Annotated in this window: 13 protein-coding genes; 5 read left to right on the top strand and 8 right to left on the bottom strand. The window is 69.3% G+C overall.

Going from position 1 to position 16,281, the window contains the following annotated elements:
* Position 1: 1 nt before the first annotated feature.
* Entirely contained in the window at positions 2-844 is an 843-nt protein-coding gene (locus ABZ098_RS10740; RefSeq protein ID WP_356589285.1) for a carbohydrate ABC transporter permease, read from the top strand.
* A 300-nt stretch (positions 845-1,144) separates the two neighbouring features.
* On the opposite strand, the gene ABZ098_RS10735 is transcribed toward ABZ098_RS10740, so the two are convergent.
* Positions 1,145-1,603: a PPOX class F420-dependent oxidoreductase gene (locus ABZ098_RS10735; RefSeq protein WP_356589283.1), complete on the bottom strand. Its 459-nt coding sequence runs from the start codon at positions 1,601-1,603 to the stop codon at positions 1,145-1,147.
* Between the two features lie 178 nt (positions 1,604-1,781).
* Between ABZ098_RS10735 and ABZ098_RS10730 the strand changes: the two genes are divergently transcribed.
* Positions 1,782-2,486, top strand: a complete 705-nt coding sequence (locus ABZ098_RS10730) for a helix-turn-helix transcriptional regulator (RefSeq protein WP_356589281.1) — start codon at positions 1,782-1,784, stop codon at positions 2,484-2,486.
* A 32-nt stretch (positions 2,487-2,518) separates the two neighbouring features.
* On the opposite strand, the gene ABZ098_RS10725 is transcribed toward ABZ098_RS10730, so the two are convergent.
* Positions 2,519-3,544, bottom strand: coding sequence for an ATP-dependent 6-phosphofructokinase (locus ABZ098_RS10725; protein WP_356589279.1), 1,026 nt, complete (start codon positions 3,542-3,544; stop codon positions 2,519-2,521).
* A gap of 213 nt (positions 3,545-3,757) precedes the next feature.
* Here ABZ098_RS10725 and pta point away from each other — a divergent pair, with 213 nt between their 5' ends.
* The 3 genes from pta (at position 3,758) to pyk (ending at position 8,571) form a co-directional block, all read left to right on the top strand.
* Complete coding sequence (pta, locus tag ABZ098_RS10720; RefSeq protein WP_356589277.1) at positions 3,758-5,848, top strand: phosphate acetyltransferase; 2,091 nt, start codon at positions 3,758-3,760, stop codon at positions 5,846-5,848.
* Positions 5,845-7,053 carry an acetate kinase gene (locus ABZ098_RS10715; RefSeq protein WP_356589275.1) on the top strand — a complete coding sequence of 403 codons (1,209 nt, stop codon included), beginning with the start codon at positions 5,845-5,847 and terminating at the stop codon, positions 7,051-7,053. Before pta ends, ABZ098_RS10715 begins: the two co-directional genes overlap by 4 nt.
* Before the next feature lie 90 nt (positions 7,054-7,143).
* Positions 7,144-8,571 (top strand): pyruvate kinase, encoded by a 1,428-nt coding sequence (gene pyk / locus ABZ098_RS10710; protein WP_356589273.1) that lies wholly within the window; start codon positions 7,144-7,146, stop codon positions 8,569-8,571.
* 77 nt (positions 8,572-8,648) lie between these two features.
* Here pyk and ABZ098_RS10705 read toward each other — a convergent pair whose 3' ends face one another.
* From ABZ098_RS10705 to ABZ098_RS10680, 6 genes are all read right to left on the bottom strand, one after another.
* Complete coding sequence (locus ABZ098_RS10705; protein WP_356589271.1) at positions 8,649-9,134, bottom strand: hypothetical protein; 486 nt, start codon at positions 9,132-9,134, stop codon at positions 8,649-8,651.
* A gap of 4 nt (positions 9,135-9,138) precedes the next feature.
* Entirely contained in the window at positions 9,139-11,562 is a 2,424-nt protein-coding gene (locus ABZ098_RS10700; protein WP_356589269.1) for a hypothetical protein, read from the bottom strand.
* Positions 11,563-11,777: 215 nt separating this feature from the next.
* The gene (locus ABZ098_RS10695; protein ID WP_356589267.1) at positions 11,778-13,112 is read right to left on the bottom strand and encodes a hypothetical protein; all 1,335 of its coding nucleotides are present in this window, start codon (positions 13,110-13,112) and stop codon (positions 11,778-11,780) included.
* Positions 13,102-13,665: a DUF6114 domain-containing protein gene (locus ABZ098_RS10690; protein ID WP_356589265.1), complete on the bottom strand. Its 564-nt coding sequence runs from the start codon at positions 13,663-13,665 to the stop codon at positions 13,102-13,104. Before ABZ098_RS10690 ends, ABZ098_RS10695 begins: the two co-directional genes overlap by 11 nt.
* A 131-nt stretch (positions 13,666-13,796) precedes the next feature.
* A complete protein-coding gene (locus ABZ098_RS10685) occupies positions 13,797-14,453 on the bottom strand; it encodes a DUF6230 family protein (RefSeq protein WP_356589263.1) in 657 nt (218 codons plus the stop codon).
* Between the two features lie 662 nt (positions 14,454-15,115).
* On the bottom strand, positions 15,116-16,102 hold the full coding sequence (locus ABZ098_RS10680) for a tetratricopeptide repeat protein (RefSeq protein WP_356589261.1): 987 nt from the start codon (positions 16,100-16,102) through the stop codon (positions 15,116-15,118).
* Between the last annotated feature and the right edge of the window lie 179 nt (positions 16,103-16,281).

Genomic DNA, 16,281 nt, shown 5'->3' with positions numbered 1-16,281 from the left:
CATGGCCGGGTCACCGCTCGCCGACCGCCGCCGCAACCGCCGCCTGGCCGCCGACGCGGGGCTGCTGGTCGTGGCCGCCGCGTTCGTGCTGCCGCTCGCCTGGGTGGTGCTGTCGGCGCTGGACCCGCACGCCGACCTGAGGGTGAAGGTCCCCGACGGTGTCACCCTCGACAACTTCGACGCGATCCTGACCTCGGAGATCACCTTCACCCCGCTGCTCAACAGCCTGATCCTGTGCGGCGGGGCGACCCTGCTGACCGTGGTCTGCGCGGCCCTCGCGGCCTACCCCCTGTCCCGCTTCCGCTCCCGCCTCAACCGGCCGTTCCTGCTGTCGATCCTCTTCGCGACCAGCCTGCCCATCACGGCGATCATGGTGCCGGTCTACGCCCTCTTCGTGCAGGTCGACCTGATCGACACCCTCCAGGGCACGATCCTGTTCTTCGCCGCCTCCCAACTCCCCTTCGCCATCTGGCTGATGAAGAACTTCATGGACGGCGTGCCGAAGGAACTGGAGGAAGCGGCCTGGACGGACGGCGCCGGTTCCCTCCAGTCCCTGCTCCGGATCGTGCTGCCCCTCATGGGCCCCGGAGTCGCGGTCGTGACCGTCTTCTCCTTCGTCATGATGTGGGGCAACTTCTTCGTCCCGTTCATGCTGCTCCTCACCCCGGACCAGATGCCGGCCTCCGTCAGCATCAACGAGTTCTTCGGCAACCGCGGAATGGTCGCGTACGGCCAGCTCGCCGCGTTCTCGATCGTCTACTCGACACCGGTGATCCTGCTGTACGTACTGATCGCCGGGCGGCTCGGCGGGGGCTTCGCGCTGGGCGGGGCGGTCAAGGGGTGACTGGAGGGAACGGGTGCTGAGGCCGCCCGCCCGCGCCGGGCCGTCGGGCGGCTTGTCGGTCCTGGTACGGCGCTGCGCGGCAGCCGGGCTCCGGGCCACCGAGTTCGGCGCGCGGACGCGGACGACCCGCTCGGCGCCCGACGCGGATGTGGGGTTTCGACCCGACGATCCGTGCACACACGGCGCGGCCACGCAGGGGCTGCACTGGAGGCCCAGGGCCCACCCCTGGACCCCGTCCTGGCGCAAGGGCGAGGTGGGCCGGGCGCGTGGCCCGGTCGGCAGGACAGGATCCCCCGCCGCTCACTCCCTGGACAGCACCCCCGGCCGGAACGGCTCCACCCCCACCACCCTGCGCACCCGCACCGGTTCGATCAGCAGCATCACCCGGCGTTCGCCCTCCAGGAGCCAGGGATAGCGCTCCTCGCCGATGTACTTCCGGGTGAGCCGGTCCATGGAGCGTTCCGCCGCCTCGCCCTCGACGAAGCGGACCACCCGGCCCCGGATCTCGACGCGGTCGTAGGGGTTGTCGGGGTCGTGGTGGGAGAGGGAAACGTTCGGATTGCGCCGCAGGTTTTCCTCCTTCACCCGTCCGATCGCCGTGTTGACCATGACGTACTCACCTTCGATGTCCGCCCACATGGGCGAGACCTGCGGCGCTCCGTCCGGGCCGACCGTCGCGAGGTGCCAGAAGTTCGGCGCCAGCAACCGCTCGCGAATATGCCCCTCTACCTTGCCATTCACTTCGTACACGAAGATCACACCTCTTTCCGGCCACCCGTCCGGGCACCCGGCGCCATCCTCGTCAGCGCGCCCGCGCCGCCGACAGAGGATCTTCGGCCAGCCCGAACGCGCAGTCGAAACCGTAGATTCCTACAATCCGTGTTCCTGGCCGAACAGACCGTAGTCAGCGCGCGATGGCGCCCCTAGCTTGTGGGCCGTGCGCCGACCCCCAGCCCTGCCGAACCAGCCCGGACCGCCCTTCGACCACCTCACCGCCCGCAGACTCCGTGTCGCTCTCGGCATGGGTCCCGAGCACGTGGCCTACGGGCTGCGCGTCTCGTACGGGCTCCCTTACGTCACTCCGGATCTCGTCATCGCCTGGGAACGCGGGACCCTCTGCCCGACCAGTCCGGAACTCACCGCTCTCGCGGGCGTGTTGTGGTGCTCCCCCGGCGAACTCATCGGCCGCCCCCGCACCCTGCGCGAACACCGCGTCGCGCGCGGCATCGCCCCCGAGGACGTCGCCCGTGCCGTGGGGCTCGAACTGCTCGCCTACCTCGCCATGGAGGAGCACGACGAGTGGCGCGGCACCGACCGTCAGTCCGCCGCCCTCGCCGACCTGCTGGAGCTGACCCTGCCGGACTTCGTCGCCGTCACGGGACGCGAGAGGCGGCTCGCCGAATGCCTGCGCGGGGCGGTCAGCACCCGCTGGCAGGCCTACGTCCGGCAGATCGTGAAGATCGTGCCCCTGGACCGGCGCCTGGTGGAGGAAACCCTCATGGACCTGCACCGGCAGTACCAGGGGCAGATGGTGTCCACCCTGAGCTGGGGCGGGGGCGGCGAACGCTCCGGCGAGGCCGGCCAGGAGTTCCTGGACGAGATCGTGGAGCGGTTCTGGGAGGCGGTCGAGACACGGCCGTAGCCCCGCCGCCGCCCAGTCCTGGGGAAACAGGTCTAGAAGACCGACTCCGCCTCGTCCATCCGGTCCTTCGGGACCGTCTTCAGCTCGGTGACCGCCTCCGCGAGCGGCACCATCACGATGTCGGTGCCCTTGAGCGCGGTCATCCGCCCGAACTCGCCCCGGTGGGCGGCCTCCACCGCGTGCCAGCCGAAGCGGGTGGCGAGGACCCGGTCGTAGGCGGTGGGTACGCCACCGCGCTGGACGTGCCCGAGGATGACCGGCTTGGCCTCCTTGCCGAGCCGGCGCTCCAGCTCGTACGCCAGGGCGGTGCCGATGCCCTGGAAGCGCTCGTGGCCGAACTTGTCGATCTCGCCCGTGCCGTAGTCCATGCTGCCCTCGGCGGGGTGGGCGCCCTCGGCGACGCAGACCACGGCGAACTTCTTGCCGCGCGCGAAGCGCTCCTCGACCATCTTGACCAGGTCGGCGGGGTCGAAGGGCCGCTCGGGCAGGCAGATGCCGTGGGCGCCGGCGGCCATGCCGGACTCCAGGGCGATCCAGCCCGCGTGCCGTCCCATGACCTCGACGACCATCACGCGCTGGTGGGACTCGGCGGTGGTCTTGAGGCGGTCCATGGCCTCGGTGGCGACGCCGACCGCGGTGTCGAAGCCGAAGGTGCGGTCGGTGGAGGAGATGTCGTTGTCGATCGTCTTCGGGACGCCGACGACCGGGAGACCGGCGTCGGACAGCATGCGGGCCGCGGTGAGCGTGCCCTCGCCGCCGATCGGGATCAGCGCGTCGATGCCGAACTCGTGGATCATGTCGGAGGCGTTCTCGCACGCCTCGCGCAGCCGGTCGCGCTCCAGCCGGGAGGAGCCGAGGATGGTGCCGCCGCGGGCCAGGATGCCGCTGACGCTGTCCAGGTCGAGGGCGCGGTAGCGGCCGTCGAGCAGGCCGGAGTAGCCGTCCTCGAAGCCGATGACCTCGTCGCCGTAATTGTCGACCGCTCGGTGCACGACCGACCGGATCACTGCGTTCAGACCCGGGCAGTCGCCGCCAGCGGTGAGAACTCCGATGCGCATCGTGCTGTGTCTCCTGCTCGCTGTTGATACCGGTGAGCCTGTCCCGATTCTTTCACGTCCCGCGGAGCCCCGTCGCATCCCGTGCTGACGGGCGCCTTATCCATCGGCCGGGGTACTGTCAAGAGGGTTTCCGCTCACCTCGGTGGGCGATTTTCATGACAGCGACTGTTCGTAGGCGATGGAACTTCGTAGGCGATGGAACGGAGATCACGCGTGACCCGCAGCGTGTACGTGACCGGGATCGACCGCGGCGACGGCCGCCAGGTCGTCGAGCTGGGGGTCATGGAACTGCTGACCCGCCAGGTCGACCGGGTGGGGGTGTTCCGGCCGCTGGTGCACCACAGTCCCGACCGGCTGTTCGAGCTGCTGCGCGCCCGCTACCGGCTCTCCCAGGACCCGACCACCGTCTACGGCCTCGACTACCACGAGGCCTCCGCGCTCCAGGCCGAGCGCGGCACCGACGAGCTGGTCTCCACCCTCGTCGACCGCTTCCACCTGGTGGCCCGCGACTTCGACGTGGTCCTGGTCCTCGGCACCGACTTCGCCGACACCCAGCTCCCGGACGAGCTCTCCCTCAACGCCCGGCTGGCCAACGAGTTCGGCGCCTCCGTGATCCCCGTGGTGGGCGGCCGCAAGCAGCCCGCCGAGTCGGTGCTCGCCGAGACCCGCAACGCCTACCGGGCCTACGAGGGCCTCGGCTGCGACGTCCTCGCCATGGTCACCAACCGGGTGGCCCGGGAGGACCGCGACGAGATCGCCGAACGGCTGCGCGGCCGGATGCCGGTGCCCTGTTACGTCGTACCGGACGAGCCCGCCCTCGCCGCGCCCACCGTCGCCCAGATCGGCCAGGCCCTCGGCGCCAAGGTGATCCTCGGCGACGACTCCGGGCTCGCCCGGGACGCGCTGGACTTCGTCTTCGGCGGCGCGATGCTGCCGAACTTCCTGAACGCCCTGACCCCGGGCTGCCTGGTGGTCACCCCGGGCGACCGCGCGGACCTGGTCGTCGGCTCGCTCGCCGCGCACAGCGCCGGCACCCCGCCGATAGCCGGGGTGCTGCTCACCCTGAACGAGGTGCCGAGCGACGAGATCCTCACCCTCGCCGCCCGCCTCGCCCCCGGCACCCCGGTGCTCTCGGTGCCCGGCAACAGCTTCCCCACGGCCGCGGAACTCTTCGCGCTGGAAGGCAAGTTGAACGCGGCCACCCCGCGCAAGGCGGAGACCGCGCTCGGCCTGTTCGAGCGGTACGCCGACACCGCCGAGCTCGCCCGCCGGGTCTCCGCGCCGAGCAGCGACCGCCTCACGCCGATGATGTTCGAGCACCAGCTCCTGGAGACGGCCCGCTCCGACAAGCGCCGGGTCGTGCTCCCCGAGGGCACCGAGCCGCGCGTGCTGCACGCGGCCGAGGTCCTGCTGCGCCGGGGCGTCTGCGACCTCACGCTGCTCGGCCCGGTCGACCAGATCCGCAAGAAGGCCGCCGACCTCGGCATCGACCTCGGCGACTGCCGGCTGATCGACCCGGCGACCTCCGAGCTGCGCGACGCCTTCGCCGAGAAGTACGCGGCCCTCAGGGCCCACCGGGGCGTCACCGTCGAGCTGGCCTACGACGTCGTCTCCGACGTGAACTACTTCGGCACCCTGATGGTCCAGGAGGGCCTCGCCGACGGCATGGTCTCCGGCTCCGTGCACTCCACGGCGGCGACGATCCGACCGGCGTTCGAGATCATCAAGACGAAGCCGGACGCCGACATCGTCTCGTCGGTCTTCTTCATGTGCCTCGCCGACAAGGTGCTGGTGTACGGCGACTGCGCCGTGAACCCCGACCCCAACGCCGAGCAGCTCGCCGACATCGCGATCCAGTCGGCCGCGACCGCCGAGCAGTTCGGTGTGGAGCCGCGGATCGCGATGCTGTCGTACTCCACCGGTACGTCGGGCTCGGGCGCCGACGTGGACAAGGTGCGCGAGGCCACCGAGCTGGTGCGGCAGCGGCGGCCCGACCTCAAGATCGAGGGGCCGATCCAGTACGACGCGGCCGTCGAGCCGACCGTCGCGGAGACCAAGCTGCCGGAGTCGGACGTGGCCGGACAGGCGACGGTCCTGATCTTCCCGGACCTCAACACGGGCAACAACACCTACAAGGCCGTGCAGCGTTCGGCCGGCGCGATCGCCGTCGGCCCGGTGCTCCAGGGCCTGCGCAAGCCCGTCAACGACCTGTCCCGGGGCGCTCTGGTCTCGGACATCGTCAACACCGTCGCCATCACGGCGATCCAGGCCCAGAACCCTACTGAGAAGGCATCCCAGCTGTGAGCGCCACCCGCGTCCTCGTCCTCAACTCCGGCTCCTCGTCGGTGAAGTACCAGTTGCTCGACATGCGGGACAGCAGCAGGCTGGCGGTGGGGCTCGTCGAGCGCATCGGCGAGCAGTCCGCACGGCTGAAGCACACCCCCCGCGACGGCGCGTCCCGTGAGTGGACCGGCCCGATCGCCGATCACGACGCCGCGCTGAAGGCCGTAGCGGAAGAACTGGCGAAGGACGGGCTCGGCCTCGACTCCCCCGATCTGGCCGCGATAGGCCACCGTGTCGTGCACGGCGGCAAGACCTTCACCGAGCCGACGGTGATCGACGAGGCCGTGCTCGCCGAGATCGAGCGGCTGATCCCGGTCGCCCCGCTGCACAACCCGGCCAACCTCACCGGCATCCGCACCGCGCGGGCACTGCGCCCGGACCTGCCCCAGGTCGCCGTCTTCGACACCGCGTTCCACACCACGATGCCGGAGTCGGCCGCGCGCTACGCGATCGACGTGGAGACCGCCGACGCGCACCGCATCCGCCGCTACGGCTTCCACGGCACCTCGCACGCGTACGTGTCCCGGGCGACGGCGGAGCTGCTGGGCAAGTCACCGGACGAGGTGAACGTGATCGTGCTGCACCTCGGCAACGGCGCGTCCGCGTCCGCCGTGCGGGGCGGGCGGTGCGTGGACACCTCCATGGGGCTGACACCTTTGGAGGGGCTGGTGATGGGTACGCGCTCCGGTGACATGGACCCTGCCGTCATCTTCCATTTGATGCGCGTTGGCGGAATGTCCACGGACGAGATCGACACTCTTCTCAACAAGAAGAGCGGGTTGATCGGGTTGTGCGGGGACAACGACATGCGGGAGATCCGCCGCCGGGTCGACGAGGGTGACGAACAGGCGAAGCTCGCATTCGACATCTACATTCACCGGTTGAAGAAGTACATCGGCGCCTATTACGCGGTGCTCGGCCGGGTGGACGCGATCGCGTTCACGGCCGGCGTCGGGGAGAACGCGGCACCGGTGCGCGAGGCCGCCGTGGCGGGCCTGGAAAGCCTGGGCCTGGCGGTGGACGACGCGCTGAACGCCGTACGGAGCGACGAGCCGCGACTGATCTCGCCGGCGGACGCCCGGGTGGCGGTGGCCGTGGTGCCGACGGACGAGGAATTGGAAATCGCGACACAGACCTACGCACTGGTCGAAGAAGAAAGCAACTGAGCAGTAACCGCAACTGAGCGCGGCCGCGCCCATTTGTATCTTCCGCCAGACGGAATATTCCGTTGCGAAACAAACCGATAGGATCGCCCCATGCGCCGTTCGAAAATCGTCTGTACTCTCGGCCCCGCGGTCGACTCCCACGAGCAACTTGTCGCGCTGATCGAAGCCGGCATGAACGTGGCCCGTTTCAACTTCAGCCACGGCTCGCACGCCGAGCACCAGGGCCGGTACGACCGCGTCCGTGCCGCCGCCAAGGAGACCGGCCGGGCCATCGGTGTCCTCGCCGACCTCCAGGGCCCGAAGATCCGCCTCGAGACCTTCGCCGAGGGTCCGGTCGAGCTGGAGCGCGGTGACGAGTTCGTCATCACCGTCGAGGACGTCCCCGGTGACAAGACCATCTGCGGGACGACCTACAAGGGCCTGCCCGGTGACGTCTCGCGAGGCGACCAGATCCTCATCAACGACGGCAACGTCGAGCTGAAGGTCCTGGACGTCGACGGCCCGCGCGTGAAGACGATCGTCATCGAGGGCGGTGTCGTCTCCGACCACAAGGGCATCAACCTGCCCGGCGCGGCCGTGAACGTCCCGGCGCTGTCCGAGAAGGACGTCGAGGACCTCCGCTTCGCGCTGCGCATGGGCTGCGACATGGTCGCCCTGTCCTTCGTCCGGGACGCCAAGGACGTGGCCGACGTCCACAAGGTGATGGACGAGGAGGGCCGCCGGGTCCCCGTCATCGCCAAGGTGGAGAAGCCGCAGGCGGTGGACAACATGGAGGACGTCGTGATGGCGTTCGACGCCGTCATGGTGGCCCGTGGCGACCTGGCCGTCGAGTACCCGCTCGAGAAGGTCCCCATGGTGCAGAAGCGCCTCATCGAGCTGTGCCGCCGCAACGCCAAGCCGGTGATCGTGGCGACCCAGATGATGGAGTCGATGATCACCAACTCCCGCCCGACCCGCGCCGAGGCCTCCGACGTGGCCAACGCGATCCTGGACGGCGCGGACGCGGTCATGCTGTCCGCGGAGTCGAGCGTGGGCGCGTACCCGATCGAGACCGTGAAGACGATGTCGAAGATCGTCGTCGCGGCCGAGCAGGAGCTGATGTCGAAGGGCCTCCAGCCGCTGGTCCCCGGCAAGAAGCCCCGTACGCAGGGCGGTTCGGTCGCCCGCGCGGCCTGCGAGATCGCCGACTTCCTCGGCGGCCGCGGCCTGGTGGCCTTCACCCAGTCCGGCGACACCGCCCGCCGCCTGTCGCGCTACCGCGCACAGCAGCCGATCATCGCCTTCACCACCGACGAGAACACCCGCAACCAGCTCGCGCTGAGCTGGGGCGTGGAGTCGCACGTGGTGCCGTTCGTGAACACCACGGACGAGATGGTCGACATGGTCGACCAGGAGATCGCCAAGATCAACCGCTTCAACCCGGGCGAGATCGTCATCATCACCGCGGGCTCGCCCCCCGGCGTGGCCGGCACCACCAACATGCTGCGGGTGCACCACCTGAGCGGCGCGGCCCAGTAAGAGGCCGTACGACACCGAGGGCGCCCCCTGTGACAGGGGGCGCCCTCGGTCTATTGGGCTCTCATTTGCGTCAGCGTTCAGATGCCGATCTGAATTTTCTCGATCACCCGGCCGGGCCCATCACCTTCCAGCGCCGACGACAGCGAGATATTCGCCCTGACACCCGGAACGCGGTAACGCGTCGGGGTCTGCGCGTACCCATCACGGTGGGGTGGATCAATACGTTCGGCACTTTGCCGGACCTCTGGGGACAGCTGTCCCCAGGTGACCGGCTCGGGGAAATCCAGTCCGTAATTTTCGCGTACCTCCGCGGTCAACCCGGGGACTTCCCCCAACCGGTGCATGTGAATGGAAAACCACTGGCACGTCCAGTCTGGTTCACCACTGAAGGTGGCTTCCACAAGACCGAAATCCAGCCGCAGATAGCGATGCGGCTCACGACCGTGTACCTGCTGGACGTTGTCTCCGAGACGAGCTTCAGCTTCGGCCGGTGACGAACCGACGCCAACACCGAGGAAGCGCCCGGTCACGAGTGTGCTTGAGATCACTTCCGCACCGAGCACGTCATCACCCCAGCGCCTTCACAGCTCGGATGATCCGAGCCATCTCTGCAGCTCTGGACACGGCCATACCCCAGTTTCCGCCCTTCGACACGGGAGTGTTCATGATGTTCATCGCCTCGGTCGTCTTGGCGATCAGATCGGCACGCAGGGCCGGGTCCGACTTGATGGCGGCGATCGTCGCGTCGATCTCTGCCTGTGTGGCCAAGCCGGCGGTCTTCACATTGATCGCCTCCCCCTTCAGCGCACCGCCGTTGACAACCATGATGCGAACCTCACGGCCGTTCTTGAGATTGATGTGAGCCCCCTTCGTGCCCCAGTCCTGGTCCACCATCGAGACCCACTTGATGCCACAGAACTTGTTTGTGCCTGCCGCACGCAGAGCCGCGGGAAGCCCCGTCGTCCGGTCGGTCGCGGCACCGTCCTCAGCACGATAGACGGCACTGCTTACCGAACCCTGGACTCCCTTACTGCTCGACGGCGTCACTTCATCGATGACGCATTCCGCCGCCTTGTACTTCTCGACGACCTTGCGGAGCCACTGCAGCGTCTTGGTCGCGGTACGCGATTGTTCGAAGAACTTGCCGATACCCGACACCACCCGGTAGATGGCCTTGGACACCGCAGGCAGTTTGCCGACGACGAGCACCAACGAGGCCGCGTCGGCCAGCGACCACAGGCAACTCTCGACATCGAAGGAACCGAGGCAGCGCCGGACGTTGTTGACGCCCAGCACCTCGAGCAGAATATCGGCGCCGTTTTCCTTGACCCAGTCGATCACGTCCATGGACGCCAGTGCCTTGGCTCTACGGAACTCGTCAACGCACTCCTGGCCGCACTGGGTAAGGAGGATCGCTTCCTCGTCCGCCGTGAGGTCGCCGCCCACATCGACAGTGCCGGCCTCGGCTCGCGCGGCCTGCTCGGCTTGCAGCCGCTCTTGCTCCTCCGCCTCAGCACGGGTGGCGGCAGTGTCCGCCTCCTTCGCCGAGTTCTCCGCGTTGGACGCCGCCTTCTCGGCTTTGACCGCATCCGACTCGGCGTTGGTGGCGGTTCGGTCCGCCGCGGCCGCGTCGGACTCGGCGGCGGAAGCCGCAGAGCGGGCGCCGACGGCATCCTTCTCCGCCTCGGTGGCGGAGTTGTCGGCCTGGGCCGCCGCCGACTCGGCGTCGTTCGCGGCGAAGTTGGCGTAGAAGGCGTCGGTGCCCGCCTGCTCGTCGTACTTCTGGGCGTTCGCGTCGGCCTTCTTCGCGGCTGCCGCGTCGGTCGCCGCAGCGGCCGCCGAAGCGTTGGCCGCCGCCGCGGAGTTGACCGCCTGCACCGCGTAGTCCGCGGCGTCGGCCGCCGCCTGAAGGGCGATCTTCGCGTCGCCTGCGGCCCTGTCGGCGAGCGCCTTGGCCTGCGCCGCCGCCTTCTTCGCCTCGTCCGACTTGGCCTTGGCCGCGCTGGCCTGCTGCTCGGCGAGGGTCTTGGAGGTCTGGCCGATCAGGACCGCGTACGCCGCCGAGGTGTCGCTCTCTCGATACGGGGAGCCGATGCTGATCGCCTCGTCGGCCGCCTTGGTCACCGCGGTCGCGGCATCCCGGGCACCCTGCGCGTACTGCGCCGTGGCGGCAGCGTAACCGGCGGTCTTCGCCGACCAGGCGGCCGTCTTGGCCGCCTCGGCCACCGCCGCGGTGGCCTCCTTGCGTGCGGTGACCGCCGCGGCCTGGGCCTTCTTGGCCTCGGCGTCCGCCTTCTTGGCGTTCTCCTTCGCCGACGCCGCGGCATCGATCGCCTCGGCCGCCGCGGCGTGCGCGGTGACCGCAGCAGCGTGCGTCTTCGCGTATGCCGACTGGGCCGCGTCGGCGGCAGACCGGGACCGCTTGGCCGCCCCCTCGGCACGGGTCGCCGCCGCACGGGCGTTCACCGCTGCGGTGCTCGCCTCGTTCGCCGCCGTACGGGCTCGGGTCGCCGCGCCCACCGCCTCGTTGGCGGCGCTACGGGCCTCCGTGGCCGCCTGCCGTGTCTCGCCCGCGGCCTGGGTGCCCTCGGCCGCAGCCGCTGCGGACTCCAGAGCGGCCGCCCGGGAGGCGGTGGCGTTCTTCTCCTGCTCGGCCTTGACCGCCTGATTGCGCGCGGTGAACGCGCGCGCTTCGGCATCCTCCGCCGCCGCCAGCTTCTCCGTCGCCGTCGAGCCGGCTGCCTCCGCGGCCGTGCGGGCCTGCCTGGCGTTGTCCTGCTCGCCCCGTGCCCGCTCCTCGGCGGCGTTGGCCTTCGCCCGCTCGCTCGCCGCGTTGTCGCGCTCCCGCTCGGCGGTGGCCTTCTCGGCCTCCGCTATCCCGCGCTGCCGCTTCGCCTCGGCGGCCTGGGTCTTGGCGGTCTGCTCCGCCTTCTCAGCGGTCGCGCGGGCGGTCTTCGCGGTGGCGGCGTTGGCCGCGGCCTCCGTGGCCAACTTGGCGGCGGACTCAGCCGCGGCCTTCGCCTGCGCCTTCGCCTCCAGTGCCGCCGTCTTGCGGAACTCCGCCCCACTCGTCCCGCTGGTGCCCGAAGAGGAGCGCCGACCTTATCGTCGCCCTCACCGCACGACTGTGCCCCGCCGGGTTCAACACCCGGCGGGGCACAGTGTGTTGCGGCTCCCGGAAAGGACTGTGAGGCGGCGGGCGGTGCTCAGCCCTCGCTGTACTGCTTCATCCCGGGCACGGTCAGCGTTCCGCCGTACTGGGCGGCCTGCTGGACCGTCACATTGGTGAAGTAGATGATCGGGATGTTCAGCGGCGGAGGGTTGTCCGGGCTGAACGTCACCGGTATCAGCCCCAGCAGGTTGCCGGAGATGCTCTCGGTGTACATGATCGTCTTGCCGCCGGTGATCGTGGACGGCTTCATGCCCTTGCCCGCCTGCACGTGGTACGTCTTGCCGCCCTCGGTGACGATCTGGTGGAGGTCACCGATCTCGGTGCCGTCGGAGATGACGTACTTCAGCACCTTCTTGATCTTGCCGCTCGCGGTCCTGACCTTGACGACACCCTGGTAGTCGGCGCCCTTGAGCAGCAGCGAACTGGCCTTGAGAGTCCAGGCTTTGTCCGCCACCGTGATATTGGGCTCGGTGTCGCCCACCTCGTCCGTGGCGGCCGGGCAGTCCTGCGGGTCGGTCGAGGGACTCGCCGAGGGGCTCGGGGAGGCCGTGGCGTCCGCCGCCGCCTCCTGCGCCGCCTTGGTGGCGTCCTCGACGGCCTTGGTGGTGCCGTCGGCCGCCTTGGACGCCTTGTCGGTCGTGTCCTTCACGGAGTCCTTGACCGTGTCGGTGACCTTCTCGGTCGTGTCCTTGGCGGTGTCACCCGCGCCGTCGTCCGCGCTCTTGGACGCCGAGGCCGAGGGGGTCGGCGTCGGGCTCGCGCTGGACGAACCGTCAGAGCCGGAGCCGCCCGTGAAGATCCCGGTGATCGCGTCGCCGATGTCCGTCAGCAGGTTGCCGTCGTCGCTCGCGGAGGCGGACGGGGACGGCTTGGCGGTGTCGGAGCCCGAGCTCTCGGAGGAGCTGCTCTCCTGCTTGCTCGCGGAGGCGGACGGGGACGGCGTGGGCGTGGCCTCGGCGTCGGAACCTGAATCCGACGAAGAGGATCCGCCCGAACCCGAGCCCGAACCGGAGCCCGACCCCGAGCCGGAGGAGGCCGAGGGGGACGGTGTCGCCGTGGTGTCGTCGGTGGAGGGTGACGAACTCGCCGAGGCGGACGGGGAGGCGCTGCCGTCCAGTGCCGCGACGCAGTCCTTGTACTCGTCCGCCGTCAGGCTCTTCGCGGTCGGCGCGTCGTCGGCCTGTGCGAGCGTGGGCGTGAAGCCCATCCCCATCAGCACTGCCGTCGGCATCGCCGCCAGGGCTATCGCCTTGCCCGCGGGCACGTGGAACCTCGTGAACAGCGGCTTCTTGGGTGCCGCGTGGCGGGGCCCGGATCTCGCACGGGACGTGTCCACGTCAGCCCCGTGGGTCACCTCGTCAGCCGGCACTGTGCCTCCCGTTCGCCCCGTTGACCGGGCTCGTTCCTGACAGATCGTTCGGCTCGCCCACCGGGTTCACCGGCCGCAGGAGCGTGGTGTCGTAGTCCGTGGCCTCGGGCGCGTCGTCCTCACCGGTCGTGTCCTGAGCGACCGGCTCCTTCGCGGGCCGTGCGCCCGGTGCCCACGCCACGGCCATCGCTCCGCCGAACAACGCGAAGAGGAAGCCGACGATGAAGCCGCCGAAGTTGGAGACGGGGATGGACACCAGCCCGAGCAGGATCGCGGCGATACCCGCGAATGTGCGTACGTGCTTCTGGAACCAGAGGGTGAAGCCCAGGACGACGAGCAGTATGCCGATGATCAGGGATCCCGCGCCCGCCGTGGTGGCCATGGCCAGGGTCAGGCCACCGAGCTGGATGTGCGCGTACGGGAAGTACATGATCGGAACGCCGCTGAACATGACGAACAGCCCCGCCCAGAACGGGCGGGTGCCCCGCCAGGCGCGGAACTGCTGCCTCCGGTGGGCGAACTGGCCGGGCGCGGCAGGACTCTCGGCGCTCATGGAAAACAGCTCCCTGGTGCGGCGTTGCTCTTGATGAGGGTGTATCGCGAAGAATGCGGGGGATGTGAAGGCGGCGGGCCAGAGATGGCAGGCGGGGGACCGTAACGGCTCCCCCGCCCGTCACTGAGTGCCTAGTAGCACTCGACCTTCGCGCCCGAGCCCCAGTTCAGCTCCATGTGGAGCCCGGAGAGCTTGAAGCTGCCGGCCGTGGTGGCCCACGCCGTCTGCTTCACATCGGTCAGCTCGGCCACCCTGGCCTGCTGAGCGAACCCGAACGGGCTGGACCTCTCCCCGTTCTCGGTCTTGGGCTTCGGGGTGTTCCCGCTCGCGGACCCGGCCGGGACACCGATGTTGATGTCCGAGAACACGGCCTGCTTCGCGTCGAGGTTGGCGACGTCGATGTAGATGTTCTCGGCCTTTACAGCCTCGCCCTTGTCACCCGCGGTCAGCTTCAGGGTGACCGACTTGTTCAGGAACGGGACCGGGGTGACCACGGACTGACACATGTCGGTGATTTCGGCGGTGCCGAACGCCGAAACCGACACCGGGTGTGCCTCGTCGGTCTTGCCATCAAGACTCTTGCCCGTGTCTATGGCGCCGTACTGGTTCATGTCGTAGCCGACGAGCTTGCCGGCCCGGACCTTGAACTCCTGCCCCGACACACTGAACGACGCGGCAAGCGCGCCCTGTGCGAGGGCGACACCTATCACAGCCGTGGCGGCAACGCTGGGCACCATGACCACAGCGAACCGCTTCCATCTTGTCCCGCCACGCACCTGGGACTCCATATTTCCTCCTTCTCGGACGTACATCTCCTGGCCCTGACTGCCCTCCCGAAAAGGACGGCTCAGCCGGGCAGGGATGGGAGAAGTGCTACGTCCTCGGGAAGGAGAGCGCCCGCCTTCGGAGGCGCGAACCGCGCACCGATCACCGGCGATCACCCCCGAGCGACAACCACTGGTCGCGCCTGACACGCATCACGCACAACCTTGCTGGACAGGCTTCGCCGGATCGGCGAAGACCCCCCTGCCCAAGAACCGGCGCACCTGCCGCCGGCTCTGCTCGGTGGGGACCCACGGACTCCCGCCGCCCGACCGGCTGTCGGGGTACGGGAAAGGACCGAGCGTCGCCGATCGTGGTGCATTCTCGCCGCCCGCACAAGGGCCTTCGTTACTCGGTAGTAACGGCCGGATAACCGAACAACGACCCGCTGGTCTCGGTCGGCGACGCTGGGTGGCAGAGAGGGGGAGGACAAAGCTGTTGATCGATGGACAGAAAGCGACAGATCAACGCCGGTGACTTACTGGAAGTAACAGCGGCCGCGATTGCCAAGTTTTGGCAAAGCGCGGCCGCAGTGACCCCCCGATGGCGAATTTTTCACTCGGGCACCACATGCCGTGGTGTTTAGCGACTGGTCAGAACGGGGCTCGCGCCCCGCCCGGATTCGGGCTCAGAACAGGGCGCGGGACAGCGCCCTGCGGGCCGCCGCCACCCGCGGATCGTCGGCGCCGACGACCTCGAAGAGCTCAAGCAGCCGAATCCGTACGGTGTCGCGCTCGTCACCCGCCGTGCGCCGCACGGTGTCGATGAGCCGCCCGAACGCGTCCTCGACATGACCGCCGACCAGATCCAGGTCGGCGGCGGCGATCTGTGCCTGCGCGTCACCCGGCTTCTCGGCCGCGTCCTTGCGCGTCTGCTGCGGGTCGAGCGACTGCACCCGCTGGAGCAACTCCGCCTGGGCGAGCCCGAGTTTGGCCTCGCTGTTGCCGGGGTCGTCACTCAGCACGTTCTTGTAGGCCTGCACGGCACCGCCGAAGTCCCCCGCGTCCAGGGCGCGCACGGCGGCTTCGAGGAGCGCGTCGTACGGTCCCGCGGGCACCGCCGCGGCCTCCTGGACCCCGGCGCCGCCGCCCGGCTGGGCGTCCGGGTCGACAGTGAGACCGGTCAGCCCGAAGCGCTGCTCGGCGACCTGCACCAACTGGTCCAGGGTCTGCCGGATCTGCTCCTTGCCTGCCGCGCCCTGGAACAGCGGCAGGGCCTGTCCGGCGACGACGGCGAACACGGCCGGGATGCCCTGCACCCCGAACTGCTGCATCAGCATCTGGTTGGCGTCGACGTCGATCTTGGCGAGGAGCAGACGTCCGCTGTACTCGACGACGAGCTGCTCCAGCACCGGGCTCAGCTGCTTGCAGGGCTCGCACCACTCGGCCCAGAAGTCGATGACGACCGGAACCTCGGTGGACCGCTGCAGAACATCGCGCTCAAAACCCGCCTCGTCTACGTCGATGACGAGATCGGCCGGGGAGACGGCACCGGGGCCGCCGCCGTGCCGGGCCGCTTCGGCGCGCGCCTGCTCCGCCTTCGCCTTGGCCTCCTGGGCCGCCTTCACCGCGGCGAGGTCGACGACTCCGCTCATGGACATGTTCCGTGGCTGCATGCGCCTATCCTCCCCCGTACACGCGCGTGTGTGAAAAGCGATGTGAAAAGCCGGTCGTGCAGCGCGGCCCCGGCGCCGGGTCCCCACCCCACGCCGTGTGTGCCGTCCGCTCGCGTACGTCCTCCACGAGCTTTCGCTACGGGTCGTAGCGTAATGGCACCGAGTACCTACCCGGTACC

Source organism: Streptomyces sp. NPDC006335 (assembly GCF_040612795.1).
GTDB lineage: Bacteria > Actinomycetota > Actinomycetes > Streptomycetales > Streptomycetaceae > Streptomyces.
Note: the sequence above shows the minus strand (reverse complement) of the source record. Positions and strands in the feature narration are given on the sequence as shown.

Coding starts and splice junctions, on each gene's coding strand:
- ABZ098_RS10740 (WP_356589285.1), top strand. CDS start 2: ATGGCCGGGTCACCGCTCGCCGACCGCCGCCGCAACCGCCGCCTGGCC.
- ABZ098_RS10725 (WP_356589279.1), bottom strand. CDS start 3,544: ATGCGCATCGGAGTTCTCACCGCTGGCGGCGACTGCCCGGGTCTGAAC.
- pyk (WP_356589273.1), top strand. CDS start 7,144: ATGCGCCGTTCGAAAATCGTCTGTACTCTCGGCCCCGCGGTCGACTCC.
- ABZ098_RS10690 (WP_356589265.1), bottom strand. CDS start 13,665: ATGAGCGCCGAGAGTCCTGCCGCGCCCGGCCAGTTCGCCCACCGGAGG.
- ABZ098_RS10685 (WP_356589263.1), bottom strand. CDS start 14,453: ATGGAGTCCCAGGTGCGTGGCGGGACAAGATGGAAGCGGTTCGCTGTG.
- ABZ098_RS10680 (WP_356589261.1), bottom strand. CDS start 16,102: ATGCAGCCACGGAACATGTCCATGAGCGGAGTCGTCGACCTCGCCGCG.